Origin of the sequence: Coprococcus eutactus (assembly GCF_025149915.1) — a bacterium.
Taxonomy (GTDB): domain Bacteria; phylum Bacillota; class Clostridia; order Lachnospirales; family Lachnospiraceae; genus Coprococcus; species Coprococcus eutactus.
This window is the reverse complement of the sequence record NZ_CP102278.1, coordinates 2,818,138-2,832,654: the sequence shown is the minus strand read 5'-3', so window position 1 is coordinate 2,832,654 and position 14,517 is coordinate 2,818,138. Positions and strand designations below refer to the sequence as shown.

Sequence of the window (14,517 nt, the reverse complement as noted above, 5' to 3'; positions counted from 1 at the left end):
CACTTTGGGGAAGATAGTAAATGAGAAATCAGATAAAAAAAGTTCAAAGGCTGTACCTTGGAAGAAGATGCTCAACAATGATACGGATATGCAGCTGCTTCTATTTAATATAATTACAGGTGGAGGCACCGTTGGCGGGATCATCAGCTTTATAGCGAGCCTGATCATCAAAACTCCACTTATACAAGATGTTGCCATATTGACCGCGTTGGCTGTGCTCGGCATATGCATTTACCTTGCAAATGCAAAAAAGATGGTGAGACAGAGTGCTATAGTGATCGTTTTTGTTATAACTTTGATGGCATTCCCGATGATGTTCTTCACCTCGGGCGGAGCGTACAGCGGTATGGGTTTCTGGTTTGGCTTAGGCATGATATTCTCATTCCTTCTGATAGATGGCATGTTTTGCTATGTCATGCTGGCCGTCCAGATCATAATGGTGCTTGCATGTTACATAGTCTCGTATAAATACCCAGAACTGGTGATCCCATTGGCAAATGAGAGAAGTGTGTATGTAGACATGCTCCAGAGCCTTATAATATTCGGCATAGTTATCGGATCCATAGTGAGATTCCAGAATGACGTATACAAGTGTAAACTAGAGGAGATAGAGCAGATAAATGAGGAGCTTACCAGAGCGAAGGATGATGCTGATGTGGCGAACCATGCCAAATCCGAGTTCCTTGCGCATATGTCCCATGAGATCAGGACTCCGCTAAATACCATAGTGGGGATGAATGAGATAATAATGAGGGAGACACACGAGGAACAAACCATGAAATGTGCAAGGGATATACAGAGCTCAAGTGATGTCCTGGTAGATCTGGTTAGGGATGTGCTGGATTTCTCCAAGATAGAATCGGGCAGGATGGAGATAGTCAATGAGGAATATCATTTCAGCCAGCTGCTCAGCAATGTGTTGTCTGTTATGGAGTCCAGAGCAAGACAGAAGAATCTGGAGCTTGATGCCGAGGTTCAGGAGACTTTGTACAATGATCTGAAAGGCGATTCCGCCAGAATATGCCGGATCCTGATAAATCTTATTGGAAATGCTGTGAAGTATACGAAGAAAGGTTCGATCAGAGTGACCGTCCATATGGAGAATCATGGTGCAGATCCCCATAATGTGGAACTGGTCATGGCTGTTCGTGATACTGGAATCGGAATAAAAGAGGAAGATCAGGAGAGACTTTTCAAAGATTTTGAGCGGCTTGATCTGTCGAATAACCGATCTATAGAGGGGACAGGACTTGGGCTGGCCATCACATATCACCTCGTGGAAATGATGGGTGGAAGTATAACCTGCCATAGTAAGTATGGATATGGAACTACATTTGTGGTAAAAATCAGCCAGGAACGTCTGTCCGATGAGAGAATAGGCGATTTTAAGGACAGGCACAGACAGTATATGAAGGAGAGAAAGACGTATAAGAGCAAATTGTGTGCCCCGGATGTCAGGGTTCTTGTTGTGGATGACAATGTCATGAACCTGAAAGTTATCAAGATGATGCTTAAGCCTACACGTATGAAGGTTTCGACCTGTGCCAGCGGTGCCGAGTGTCTGGAGCTTATAAAAAAGTACAGGTATGATATCATCCTTATGGATCACATGATGCCTGAGATGGATGGCATGGAGACATTTCACCGTGCTATGCTCATGCGCGACAGCCTGTGTGGCAAGAGTACATATATAGTCATGACTGCAAATGCTGTCATGGGTGCAAGAGAGATGTATCTGGCGGAAGGATTTAAGGATTATATCAGCAAGCCGGTGCAGCCGGAGGTGCTGGAAGATATCCTGATGAGATATATACCTGAGGATAAGCTGGTAGATCCGACGGTATGTGATGAAGCTCGGGAAAGCCAAACAATGGGTGCCGGAACCGTAGACGAAAAAACAGATGTTATGGGAAAACAGAATAAAGCTATGGAAGAGACTTGCGCGGTAGAAAAATGTGAAAATATGACTCGAGATGGGTTTCCAAAACAGGATTCAGACATATCTTGTAAAGAAGTTCACATTGACCACGAGAAAGGCCTTACATACTGCGGGGGCAGTGAAGACTTTTTGAAAGAAATCATATCAATGTATGCAGCTGACGACAAGCGCACAGAGATACAGAAGGCTTATGATGAAAAAGATTGGGATAGCTACAGGATACTGATACATACGGTAAAAAGCACATCCAGAACGATCGGAGCCATGGAGCTGGGCGATGAGGCGCAGAAGCTGGAGAATGCGGTTAAAGAACTTGATGTGGATATGATCTGCAAGATGCATGAGAGTGTGATGGCTTCTTACTCGGCTGTACTTGACTGGTGCCGTGTGACAACCGCTCAGTAGGCTCGATGTTTTAAAAAGCCGATAGAATGTAGAACATAGTGCACATATGCAATATTGCAATATGCACAAAAACAGATTACTAATACATGAATACTTGACATTTTCCCATATAATAATACGTCATTATGATATACAATATTGTATTATTTGAAAAATGGGGGAGACCAGACAATCGTTAAGCAGACAGATCCATCAGCCATAAAGGAGAATGATGTGATATCATTTTATTCCTCGGATCCTGCTCTTTCAGGTGCGGTAAATACACATAGAGTTGTCTCGATAGAGACGGATGGTAATAATTACAGGTATATTACAAAGGGTGATGTCAATAATGTGGTGGATCGTTACGATGTGGACTCAAGAGATCTGCTTGGCAAAGTGGTGTGGTCATCACTCATACTTGGCAAGATAGTGAGGCTTGTGTCCAACCCACTTATATTTGTACCCATAATTCTTGTTCCGCTTGCCATTATACTCATAGCCAACCTCGTAAAGACTGTATCATATGCAAGAAAGATAGCAAAGGATGAGGAGGAAGCAGCCGTAAAAGAGGTGATCCAGTATATACGGGAGAAGAATCTCAGAGAAACAGGTGACACGACAGAATCCAATGAGAATTCAGAGAGAAAGTCGGAATAGTGGGTCTATAGAAAAAAGCACACAAGATTTTGAGACCTTGTGTGCTTTTTTGATATTCGCAAAGAAAAGTGAAAATTTTGTACTCCAATTCTGAAAAACAGTGCAAAAAGTGAAAATGTTCCATTTCTTGCGGGTAAAAGCTGCTGAAGCAAGTTCTGGTATGTGTCGATAATCAAAAATTACAGTGAGTTTACCCTGCCCATGAACAGGATCATGCCAGTGCTCTGATCTTCAATCACATACACAAATGGCTTGTCCACAATAAAGTTATATGTTTCTTCACTTGGCATCATTGCTGTTTCCTTGACCATGATGTCTGTCTCTGCTGCGGCCTTGGTTCCGTTCTCATCCACGATAACCTTTGCCCTGTGATTTACAGATGAGACTGCGATTCCGTCGGCAATCTTGGAGAAGTCTGCGCTGTCTGAATATGCAGATCTTATTCCCATGTTCTGAAGAATTTCATCGAGACCGTCAATGCTCTGCTCATCTGTGAATTTTGGGAGCTGGAGTGTATCGATCTCTACGTTGTTGGCATTATCCAGAGAGTCGATGAGCTTCTGTTTTTCTTCGTTGCTTAGTTTGTCAAAGAGTTCATTTATGTCTCCGTCATCGGCGGTTGGCATGAACACCTTCATGACAACATTGTCGCCGTCGTATGGAAGAGTGATTCCTTTGATCTCACCGTTGTCCATGTATGTGAAGTGCTCACCGTAGAGATGCATCATATCAACAACGCTTTCCTTGTCGGTTCCGTAGAAGCTGCTCTGAAAAGTTTTATCCTCGGTAAAAGGAGTATCCCATTTCCCCTCGAAATAAACTGCGTTTATGAGCATCATCACGGTTCCACCAGGAATCTCCTTTAAGATTTCAGGGATCATCTTGTTAGTGTTTGTGCTGACCCAATTGTTGACATTCTGTACAACTTTGTCCGGCTGACCGTTGAAGTCTGCTTCATACACCTCACCTGAGTAGTAATCTTTGGCAGGTGTAAGGAAATCCTTTTCTATGTCAGCTGACCAGGATGTATCCTTGTTCATCCATACTGAATTTGCTGTGTTGACAAATGTATTCTGTGACCAGTCCTTTGACAGATATGCCTTCATCTCATCATTCCACTCATCAAGGTCTGTTATGCCGAGAGCATTTTCGAGCTCTTTTTTTGTTGCGCCGTCTGCACCTACATCCAGCATGGACAGTGCACTTGCAATGCTGTAAGGCGAGTAAAATATGTTCTTGTCAGCTGGAAGTGCAGAATACATATTCATAGAGAATTCATTGATTCCGTTCTTTAGCTGGTCAAATGATGTTATATCCGTTTTGACCGGAGTCACAGAGATGTTGTCAGTGAGTGAAGTGACCGACGAATCAGGTTTTGTGTGACCAGGATTATTCCCCGGTGTATTTGTGCCGCAGCCGGCAAGACCTGCACATATACAGGCGCTGAGTAGTAATGCTGTTATTCGTTTTTTCATAGTTGAAACCTCCTTATTGTAAAGCCCATCGTATCGTCCCGATGATTTATTGTAACTGGTATATCGTTAACTTTCAATATATATACGAGTAGCAAGAGCTTTTTTGTGGACTTTTTCAACAAATTTTTATATGAGAGGTTTTTATATGAGATTCGTGAGATAGTGAACAATGAACTTGGAAAATGCACGGATTAGATATATATATTAATCATAAAGGTTCAATCAGCTTTTAGAATCAGTTTTCATAAGGAGGCAATACGATGGCGCTTATAAAAGGAATACATCATGTGGCACTTAAGTGCTGCTGCAGCGAAGAGTATAAGAATGTAGCAGAGTTTTATGGTGATATATTGGGACTTTCAGTTGCGAGAAAATGGGATGGCGGGATCATGTTTGACACCGGAGATGGCATCATCGAGGTGTTTGATGATGGTGAGTCACCGCTTCCGCAGGGAAATATAAGACATTTTGCATTTGCCACAGAGGATGTGGATGCCTGTGTTTCGGCAGTGAGAAAGGCAGGATATGAGGTGTTTATAGAGCCAAAGGACATAGAGATCCAGTCGGATCCAAGGTTTCCAGCAAGGATCGCGTTCTGTCATGGACCGCTTGGCGAGGAGATAGAATTTTTCTGTGAGAAATGATGAAGAGTTGTAGAGACTTTCTGTTATAGAATTACATGGAGATGATAGGGTTGACAAAGGAAGAATGGTACGCCCGGCTTTTTGAGCGTCTGGGAAGGTCGAAATTCCGCAGTGGATTTCATTTGACACAGAAAGATATCGACTATATACATGAAAAGGGGCTGGATACCATAAGACAGCATGCACGGGATTTCATTGCGCAGAGGGAAGCTCCGGCATTCATACCAAATGACGGAAAGCAGACTCCCATGCGGGGACATCCGGTATTTGTGGCACAGCATGCGACGGCTACATGCTGCCGGGAATGCATACGTAAGTGGCATACATTTGCCCCGGGAGTGGAGCTTGGTCCAAGACAGCAGGAGTATTTGGTGGATGTTATCATGACCTGGATAGAGAGGGAGCTAGAAGCAGCCGGGGATAAAATAATTTTATACCAGCGGTGTAATGACAAATAATTATATTTGTGGTAGAGTACAGTTTAGGTGGTCAAATAAAAGAAGAAAATCAGGACACACCAATAAGAAATGACTAAGGAAAAGGAACCCGGAAGGGTAGTCAGGAAAGGAAAGAATCATGTTAAGTATAGTTTTCGCTAAATACATAACCCGAGAGTTTAATAGTGATGTGGCAGGGAATACTTTACATACAGATGATAAGCTGCGTGAACATATGTACTCATATGGTACAGGGCGAGAGCGTACGGAACATGATCATACAAATATGCTGACCTGAATGATCTGAGCAAATACATAACAGATCAAATAGGTTTCGATAGACTGAGATCAGCCAGATCTATCAGCATTTATAGATTGGAATCATGATGTACAAAAAAACGTCCATCTATGTGAGTATTATATAAGTATTCATGTAGATGGGCGTTTTTGTGTTTTTGAACTCGTCTTTGTGAAGAAGAAATCTGCCAGAACTAAGAGATAAAAGAAAGGGAGAGACATGGCAGAGATTGTATGTGTCAGATCGTTAGGAGCGCCAGGGGATGCGCTCTGCGCGGTCCACAATTGTAGCAATGCAGATGAGATGAGAATTTTAGGAGGGAAGTATTATGTGTAATGTACCAACAATTGACATGACAGGAACAGGCAGAAATATTGTGAAGCTTAGACAGAATGCAGGTCTTTCTGTAAAGGATCTGCAGGATATATTTGGATTTGCCACTCCAAATGCGATATACAAGTGGCAGAAAGGTATGGCTATGCCAACCGTAGATAACCTGATCATTCTGGCCACCATCTTTGGTGTAACAGTGGATGATATCATTGCAGTAAACATCTGCTCGACAGTTGGAATCAGTGCGTAGCATAAAAATTTACATATTTATGTATATAAAGGCGGACAGCGTTAACTACGTTGCCCGCCTCTTTTATATTCTGTATGGGGGCAGGCACCTCCGTCCCCATAAGGGGTGAAAATTGGGGGTTGACTTAGAGTGAACTCCAAGTGATATATTCAATGTAACATATAGGTATTGTGTGAGTGCATATAGCTATAAATAGAAAGGTTTTCTTGAAATTAGGAAAGTGGTGGCAATATGACTATCAAAGAGGTAAGTGAAAAGTTTGATATCACCGCTGATACGCTCAGGTATTACGAGAGGGTCGGGCTTATCCCTCCTGTAGCGAGAAATGCCAGTGGCAACAGGGATTATCAGGAAAAGGATGTCGATTGGGTTGAACACACTGTATGTATGAGAAATGCTGGTGTTCCGATAGAGGCGCTTATTGAATATGTAAAACTGTTCCAGATGGGAGATGCTACATTTGGCGCGAGGCTGGATCTCCTTAAGGAGCAGTATGAGAAGCTTGAGGAGCAGAGAAAACAGATCGAAGCCACCATGGATAGATTACATTACAAGATATCCAAATATGAGGAGGCCGTGAAGACCGGCAAGCTTGTATGGGACGGGAAAATTACCGATGGCGAATGCACCATGTAAAAACAGGAGGATAAATAAAAATGTATATTGAAAATATTAATGGACCACAGGATGTAAAGAAACTGACAGTAGACGAGATGAGAACACTTGCAGACGAGATGAGACATGCACTTCTCATCAGAGCCAGCAAGCACGGCGGACATTTTGGACCGAACTTTGGTATGGTGGAGGCAACCATAGCACTTCACTATGTATTTGAATCACCAAAGGATAAGATTGTGTATGACGTGTCCCACCAGAGCTATCCTCATAAGATGCTCACAGGAAGAAAGGATGCATACCTCTATGAGGAGCACTATGATGATGTGACTGGTTACAGCAACCCGCATGAGAGCGAGCACGACTTCTTCACGGTTGGACATACCTCAACATCCATCAGTCTGGCTGCAGGTCTTGCAAAGGCAAGGGACCTTCAGGGCGCAGAGGGCAATGTGATAGCGGTGATAGGTGATGGCTCCCTGTCAGGAGGAGAGGCCCTTGAAGGACTTGATTACGCTAAAGAGCTGGATGGCAACCTCATCATAGTTGTAAATGACAACGATATGTCCATAGCCGAGAACCACGGAGGACTCTATACAAATCTCAGATTACTCAGAGACACTAATGGAACAGCAGAGTGCAATCTGTTCCGCGCCGTGGGACTTGATTATTATTACGTGCATGAAGGCAATGATGTGGCAGCCCTCATAGACACATTCCAGAAGGTAAAAGATTCAAAGAAGCCTGTTGTGGTCCACATCAGAACCCTCAAGGGAAAGGGTTATGCCCCAGCTGAGGAGCACAAGGAGCAGTGGCACTACAGCGGACCATTTGACATAGAGACAGGAAGATCGTTATTTGAAGGTGACGAGGAGGACTACTCAAGCGTGTCCTGTGATTACCTGCTTGACAAGATGAAGAAGGATCCAAAGGTCGTTGCCATCACAGCGGGAACACCGACAGTTATAGGATTTACAGAGGATAAGAGACGTGAGGCCGGAAAGCAGTTTGTCGACGTGGGAATCGCAGAGGAGACAGCGGTGGCACTTGCGTCGGGAATTGCAGCAGGCGGCGGAAAACCAGTGTTCGGTGTGTACAGCTCATTTGTGCAGAGAACATTTGACCAGATATCTCAGGATCTCTGTATCAACAACAATGCAGCCACTATAGTGACATTTGCAGGATCTGTATATGGAATGAATGATGTGACACATCTGGGATTTCAGGATATCCCTATGCTTTCAAATATCCCGAATCTTGTATATCTTGCTCCGACAACAAAGGAAGAGTATATTGCTATGCTTGACTGGAGCATAGAGCAGAATGAGCATCCTGTGGCCATCAAGCTCCCAGGCGGTGCAATGGTAAGTGGAAGCCCTGTGACGAAGAACTTTGGAGATCTGAATAAATATGAGGTGACACAGAAGGGAAGTAAGGTTGCCCTACTCGGCCTTGGAACCTTCTACAGTCTGGCAAATGCTGCAGCAGACGAGATGAAGAGCGAGCTTGGTATAGATGCCACTGTCATCAATCCTTACTATATCACAGGTCTCGATGAGGAACTTCTTGAAAGCCTCAAGGCAGACCACTCAGTTGTCGTCACCATCGAGGATGGTATACTGGACGGCGGATTCGGTGAGAAGATTGCAAGATTCTATGGCGATTCAGATATGAAGGTGCTGAATTATGGTCTTAAGAAGGAATTCCTTGACAGGTACGATGTCGAAGAGGTTCTTAAGGATAATCGTCTTGATGCAGAGATGATCGCGGAGGACGTTAAGGGACTTTTGTAAAGTGTATGATTATCTATGATATATATGTTTGTGTGAATAATTTATTAGTAGAAATATAGAACAGACATAAAATGTCCCATATAATTCTGAAATTTTTTATTTCCAGAAATTATATGGGGTATTTTATTCGAGTGTCTGATCATGATATGATGCCAAGTTCTGTCAGAATGGATATAGCACCTTCGGCGGTGTCTTTGTCAAAGCCGAGGGCTTCAAGGCCTTCAGCGTTTGCTATACTATGCGCTGTTTTTTCAAAGAATGAGCGCCTTAATGCAATCTTAATACAGTACACCGGATCATTACACCGTTTTTTTATATTTCATAATATACTCTTTGTAAACAAACAAAAACAGGAGAAGTATATATGTCTGAAATTACACATAGAAAAAAGCGACTGTCATCCTTTAAGCTGATCGTTTTGGGCTTTGCCGGGGTTATTCTGATCGGAGCACTGATATTGATGCTGCCGTTTTCATCGACTGCCGGAGTTGTTACGCCGTTTCACGAGGCGCTGTTCACATCGACCTCGGCCGTTTGCGTTACGGGGCTGGTCGTGCAGGATACGGGCAGTTATTGGTCCGCTTTCGGGCAGACGGTAATACTGCTGATGATCCAGATAGGCGGGCTCGGTGTTGTGACAGTTGCGGCATTTTTCGCCATGCTGTCCGGCAGAAAAATATCGCTGATGCAGCGCAGTACCATGCAGGACGCCATCTCTGCCCCGAAGGTCGGCGGGATCGTCCGCCTGACCCGCTTTATTGTACGGGGAACTTTTTTGATCGAGCTTATCGGAATGATCGTCATGCTGCCGACATTTTGCGGAAACTTCGGTATCAAGGGAATTTGGATGGCGGCATTTCATTCGATTTCCGCCTTTTGCAATGCCGGCTTTGACATACTCGGCACCGCAGAAAACAAATACCCGTCTCTTACGGGATACATCGGAGAGCCTACAATAAACATTGCAATTATGCTTTTAATTATTGTGGGCGGTATTGGATTTTTGACCTGGGACGATATTTGCACAAACAAGTGGCATTTCAAAAAATACCGGATGCAGAGCAAGGTCATATTGGTAACAACGGCAATCCTCATTATCGCTCCCGCAGTATTCTTTTTCTTCTGCGATTTTACGGGACTGCCGCTCGCCGAAAGGATTCTTGCGTCGCTTTTTCAGTCCGTCACACCGAGAACCGCCGGTTTCAATACCGCCGATCTTCCCACTATGACCGGTTCCTCCAAGGCAATTATGATTCTGCTGATGCTTGTCGGCGGATCACCCGGCTCCACGGCAGGCGGTATGAAAACGACCACGCTTGCCGTTCTGATTCTGAGTGCATTCTCCGTTTGTCGCCAAAAGGACGATGCCGAAGTCTGCGGCAGGCGCATTGACGGTTCGGCAGTGAAAAACGCCGCAGCCGTTGCCGTAATGTATTTCATGCTGTTTTTTGTCGGCGGCATTGTTATCAGCACGGCAGAAGGTCTGCCGCTTAGCACCTGCCTTTACGAAACGGCGTCCGCTGTCGGAACGGTCGGGCTTACCCTTGGAATCACACCGCAGCTCGGTGTTCTTTCTCAGCTTATTTTGATCGTCTTGATGTATCTCGGCAGAGTCGGCGGACTTACCCTGATTTACGCGGCGGTCTCCAATAAAAATCAGAGCGGAGCAAAGCTGCCGCTCGAAAAAATCACAGTCGGATAAAGGAGTTACTATATTATGAAAAACATATTGTTGATAGGTCTCGGCAGATTCGGTAGGCATATCGCTTTGCAGCTGAATAAGCTCGGGCATGAGGTGATGGCGGTAGACAGCAACGAAGAAAGGGTCAATAAGATTCTGCCGATCGTTACTAACGCACAGATAGGTGACAGCACAAACACGGAATTTTTAAAGTCGCTCGGAATCGGAAACTTTGATGTGTGCATAGTCACCATAGGAGGAAATTTTCAAAATTCGCTGGAAACCACTTCTTTGCTGAAAGAGCTCGGTGCAAAATTAGTTGTGTCCCGCGCCGAGCGTGATGTTCAGGAGAAATTTCTTCTGCGTAACGGAGCGGACGAAGTAATTTACCCTGAAAAGCAAGTAGCAAATTGGGCTGCTATTCGCTATACCGCCGATCACGTACGGGATTACATCGAGGTCGATGAGGCTCATGCCATTTTTGAGGTAGAGGTTCCGGAGGGTTGGATCGGAAAAACCGTCGGAGTGCTGGATATCCGCAGAAAATACAGCATCAATATTATGGCAACCAAGGAGAACGGAAAGATAAATATGGCAGTTTCGCCTGACACCGTTCTTACGGACAATATCACTCTTTTGGTTCTCGGCGCTTACAAAGAACTGCAGAAGTGTTTTCGCATTTAACAGAGGTGAATGAGGATGGCTGAGCTATTACTGATCGTCAGCCTGCTTGGCATATTTGCTTTCGGATTTTATCTTATGAGCAGGCTGGATCGATTTCTTGAAGAAAACAGAAAAGCACTGTTAAAGGAAAACGAATCCCGTGAGCCTTCCGAAATTCTGCTGCCGCAGGGACTGTCCGAAAGTGAAATATTATGTGAGATCCGCCGTTTTCGTGAAACGCACGGAAATGTCGATATTATTCTTTCCGATGGGCAGAAGAATGATTTTTAGGTTGCGGTAGTTTTTTTTACAGTTTTACTGTATAATAATAAAATAAAATAAAAATGGCGGTGAAACCGATGAAAGTACAAACCGAACAGTCAAAATTCGATACAGACGAGCATATCCTTGTCTGCCTATCCTCTTCGCCGTCCAATGCAAGGATCATACACACCGCCGCAAAGATGGCTAAGGCCCTTCATGCAAGATTTACCGCCATCTATGTGCAGACGGATACGGTCATAAATGATGAGGATCAGTCCCGACTTTCGCAGAACATACAGCTCGCGCAAAGGCTCGGCGCCGAGATCGTTAAGACGCACGGCGAGGATGTACCGCTGCAGATCTCGGAATATGTCAGGCTTTCCGATGTCACAAAAATCGTGATCGGGCAAAGCAGTGCCAGACGCAGAGGGCTGTTCGGAAGACCGACTCTCACCGAAAAGCTTATCTCCTCCGCCCCCGACGTTGACATTCATATTATTCCCGACGCACTGAACTATACAAAGCCGCACAGACGCCGTCTGTTCTTAGGTGCAGAGATACCGTCGCTGCGGGATATTGCCGTGACCGTCCTGGCGCTTGCCGTATGTACGGCGATCGGGTTTCTGTTCGACCATCTCGGCTTTCCCGATACCAATATCGTTACGGTATACATCCTAGGTGTGCTGATGATCTCCGTTTTGACCAAAGGATACCTTTGCAGTATGGCAGGCTCACTTCTAAGTGTTGTATTGTTCGGATTTTTCCTTACCGAACCCAGGTTGTCCTTTCAGACCTATGCCGTAGGCTATCCCGTTACCTTTGCAGTCATGCTGGCGTCTTCCGTTCTCACCGGCACGCTTGCCTCGAAGCTGAAAGATCATGCAAGGCTTTCGGCTCGCTCCGCGTTCCGTGTGCAGGTGCTGTTCGACACTGACCGTCTGTTGCAAAAAGCAAAAAGCAACGATGATGTTTTAAGCGTGACCTGTATGCAGCTCTCTCGGCTGCTTGACCGAAGCATTGTTGCCTATACGAAAGGCGAAAACGGAATGTTGTCCGGGCGGCTGTATGCCGAAAAAAAGGATACACACGCTGAAAAGCTGCTAAGCGATGCAGAGCGGCAGACCGCAGAATGGGTGCTTCAAAACGATTGCCGTGCAGGAGCAGCGACAGCACAGTTTGGAAAATCCGAATGTCTTTATCTTGCGATCCGTGCAGGCGGCAGAGTATACGGTGTAATCGGGATACCGATGAAACCCGAAAGGCCCGATTCATTTGAGAGCAGCATCGTACTGTCGGTTGTGAACGAATGTGCGCTGGCAATGGATAATGCTCACAACGCCGCCGAAAAGGAACGGGCGGCAGATCTTGCAAAAAGCGAGCAGCTGCGCGCCGACCTTTTGCGGTCGATCTCACACGATCTGCGCACGCCGCTTTGCTCCGTTTCGGGTAATGCGGACACGCTTTTGCATAACGGAAACTGCCTGGACGAAGCAACCAAGCAGCAGATCTATAAAGATATTTATGACGATTCCGAATGGCTGATCGGCGTGGTGGAAAATCTGCTGTATGTTACACGGCTGAATGACGGACGCCTGAAGCTGGAGCTTACCGACCAGCTTGTAGACGAAGTGGTCAACGAAGCCGTTTCGCATTTGAAGAAAAAATCCGTCGGACACAAGGTGACGGTAAGGTGCGACGATTTGATCCTTGCGCGTATGGACGCACAGCTTATCGTGCAGGTCATTGTCAACCTTATTGATAATGCTTTGAAATATACCGAACAAGGCTCCGAGATCTGCGTAAGTGCCGAAAAACAGGGCGGGGATGCCGTGATCCGAGTCACCGATAACGGAAACGGAATTGCAGACGATATGAAACCGCATATTTTTGAGATGTTTTACACCGGGAAAAATACCGTCGCAGACAGCCGCAGAAGCTTCGGGATCGGGCTTACCCTGTGTAAATCTATCATAGAGCTGCACGGCGGAACGCTGACGCTTACGGATAACGTACCGCACGGCTGCATATTTACCTTTACTTTACCGCTCAGCGAGGTGACTCTGAATGAATAAACCCCTTGTTCTCGTTGTGGAGGACGACCGTCCCGTCCGCAATCTGATCGTAACAACATTAAAGGCGCACGATTACCGCTACCTGACCGCGGAGAACGGACACAGCGCTATTATAGAAGCGACCTCCCATAACCCGGATATCGTTCTGCTGGATCTGGGGCTGCCGGATATCGACGGCACACAGGTGATCGAAAGCATCCGCTCATGGTCAAATATGCCCATTATTGTGATCAGTGCGCGCAGCGAGGATAAAGACAAAATCACGGCGCTGGATGCCGGGGCGGACGACTATCTGACAAAGCCCTTTTCCATAGAGGAGCTTTTGGCACGCCTTCGGGTCACGCAAAGACGGCTGCTGCTGCTTCAGGCAAGCGGCGATGCCAACTCACCCGTTTTCCAAAACGGCAAGCTTAAAATTGATTATGCCGCCGGCTGCGCTTATCTAAATGGGGAGGAATTGCACCTGACCCCGATTGAATACAAGCTTTTGTGTCTGCTCTCTCATAATGTCGGAAAGGTGCTGACGCACACCTATATCACGCAGCAGATTTGGGGCAGCAGCTGGGAAAACGATATTGCTTCTCTGCGGGTGTTTATGGCGACCCTGCGCAAAAAGCTGGAGCCGCAAAAGGACGGTCCGCAATACATTCAGACGCATATCGGCGTCGGTTACCGTATGCTGCGGGTAGACTGAGAAAAGCGGGGAAACAAGGATTTGAACCGATATGCAATAGAAAATCTTTTCGGAATTGAAGGGCTGAATATCGCTTGGTACGCTCGGCGTTGTTCTTCCGTCTTTCGTTATTATACTTTTAATTGCGGCGGTACTCAAAAATCTGATGAAATATGCCGGCGTCAACGCTTTTCTCTCCGGCGTTCGCCCCTGCGTTATCGCAATGATTCTCGCTACGGCAATCGGTATGTTGCTTTGGGGAGCATAAAACACAGCCTGTGCCAATTTGCCGTCCGAAACCGGGCGGCTTTGCTGTTTTTACGGAAATACACTGCT

At 45.6% G+C, this 14,517-nt stretch carries 14 protein-coding genes; 13 read left to right on the top strand and 1 reads right to left on the bottom strand.

Annotated elements, in window-relative coordinates:
- The first annotated feature begins 4 nt into the window (after positions 1 to 4).
- Together NQ536_RS12600 and NQ536_RS12595 are read left to right on the top strand one after the other, a co-directional pair.
- The gene (locus NQ536_RS12600) at positions 5 to 2,344 is read left to right on the top strand and encodes an ATP-binding protein (protein ID WP_004850699.1); all 2,340 of its coding nucleotides are present in this window, start codon (positions 5 to 7) and stop codon (positions 2,342 to 2,344) included.
- 138 nt (positions 2,345 to 2,482) lie between these two features.
- Positions 2,483 to 2,983 (top strand): signal peptidase I, encoded by a 501-nt coding sequence (locus tag NQ536_RS12595; RefSeq protein ID WP_049937722.1) that lies wholly within the window; start codon positions 2,483 to 2,485, stop codon positions 2,981 to 2,983.
- A gap of 179 nt (positions 2,984 to 3,162) precedes the next feature.
- On the opposite strand, the gene NQ536_RS12590 is transcribed toward NQ536_RS12595, so the two are convergent.
- Positions 3,163 to 4,458: a serpin family protein gene (locus NQ536_RS12590; RefSeq protein WP_004850695.1), complete on the bottom strand. Its 1,296-nt coding sequence runs from the start codon at positions 4,456 to 4,458 to the stop codon at positions 3,163 to 3,165.
- 260 nt (positions 4,459 to 4,718) lie between these two features.
- Here NQ536_RS12590 and NQ536_RS12585 point away from each other — a divergent pair, with 260 nt between their 5' ends.
- The 11 genes from NQ536_RS12585 to NQ536_RS13985 all read left to right on the top strand — a co-directional run bounded on the left by NQ536_RS12585 (position 4,719) and on the right by NQ536_RS13985 (position 14,449).
- Positions 4,719 to 5,102, top strand: coding sequence for a VOC family protein (locus NQ536_RS12585; RefSeq protein ID WP_004850693.1), 384 nt, complete (start codon positions 4,719 to 4,721; stop codon positions 5,100 to 5,102).
- Positions 5,103 to 5,152: 50 nt separating this feature from the next.
- Positions 5,153 to 5,560 carry a DUF4186 domain-containing protein gene (locus NQ536_RS12580; RefSeq protein WP_022215784.1) on the top strand — a complete coding sequence of 136 codons (408 nt, stop codon included), beginning with the start codon at positions 5,153 to 5,155 and terminating at the stop codon, positions 5,558 to 5,560.
- A gap of 605 nt (positions 5,561 to 6,165) precedes the next feature.
- Positions 6,166 to 6,420 carry a helix-turn-helix domain-containing protein gene (locus NQ536_RS12575; RefSeq protein ID WP_004850685.1) on the top strand — a complete coding sequence of 85 codons (255 nt, stop codon included), beginning with the start codon at positions 6,166 to 6,168 and terminating at the stop codon, positions 6,418 to 6,420.
- 231 nt (positions 6,421 to 6,651) lie between these two features.
- On the top strand, positions 6,652 to 7,056 hold the full coding sequence (locus tag NQ536_RS12570) for a MerR family transcriptional regulator (protein WP_004850681.1): 405 nt from the start codon (positions 6,652 to 6,654) through the stop codon (positions 7,054 to 7,056).
- 20 nt (positions 7,057 to 7,076) lie between these two features.
- On the top strand, positions 7,077 to 8,828 hold the full coding sequence (locus NQ536_RS12565; protein ID WP_004850679.1) for a 1-deoxy-D-xylulose-5-phosphate synthase: 1,752 nt from the start codon (positions 7,077 to 7,079) through the stop codon (positions 8,826 to 8,828).
- 364 nt (positions 8,829 to 9,192) lie between these two features.
- Entirely contained in the window at positions 9,193 to 10,530 is a 1,338-nt protein-coding gene (locus NQ536_RS12560; protein ID WP_004850675.1) for a TrkH family potassium uptake protein, read from the top strand.
- 15 nt (positions 10,531 to 10,545) lie between these two features.
- A complete protein-coding gene (locus NQ536_RS12555) occupies positions 10,546 to 11,193 on the top strand; it encodes a potassium channel family protein (protein ID WP_004850673.1) in 648 nt (215 codons plus the stop codon).
- 15 nt (positions 11,194 to 11,208) lie between these two features.
- Positions 11,209 to 11,463 carry a hypothetical protein gene (locus NQ536_RS12550; RefSeq protein ID WP_015534219.1) on the top strand — a complete coding sequence of 85 codons (255 nt, stop codon included), beginning with the start codon at positions 11,209 to 11,211 and terminating at the stop codon, positions 11,461 to 11,463.
- 68 nt (positions 11,464 to 11,531) lie between these two features.
- A complete protein-coding gene (locus tag NQ536_RS12545; RefSeq protein ID WP_044997934.1) occupies positions 11,532 to 13,508 on the top strand; it encodes an ATP-binding protein in 1,977 nt (658 codons plus the stop codon).
- Positions 13,501 to 14,202, top strand: a complete 702-nt coding sequence (locus NQ536_RS12540) for a response regulator (protein WP_004850667.1) — start codon at positions 13,501 to 13,503, stop codon at positions 14,200 to 14,202. Before NQ536_RS12545 ends, NQ536_RS12540 begins: the two co-directional genes overlap by 8 nt.
- A 67-nt stretch (positions 14,203 to 14,269) precedes the next feature.
- Positions 14,270 to 14,449 (top strand): chromate transporter, encoded by a 180-nt coding sequence (locus NQ536_RS13985; RefSeq protein ID WP_227135325.1) that lies wholly within the window; start codon positions 14,270 to 14,272, stop codon positions 14,447 to 14,449.
- Positions 14,450 to 14,517 lie beyond the last annotated feature (68 nt).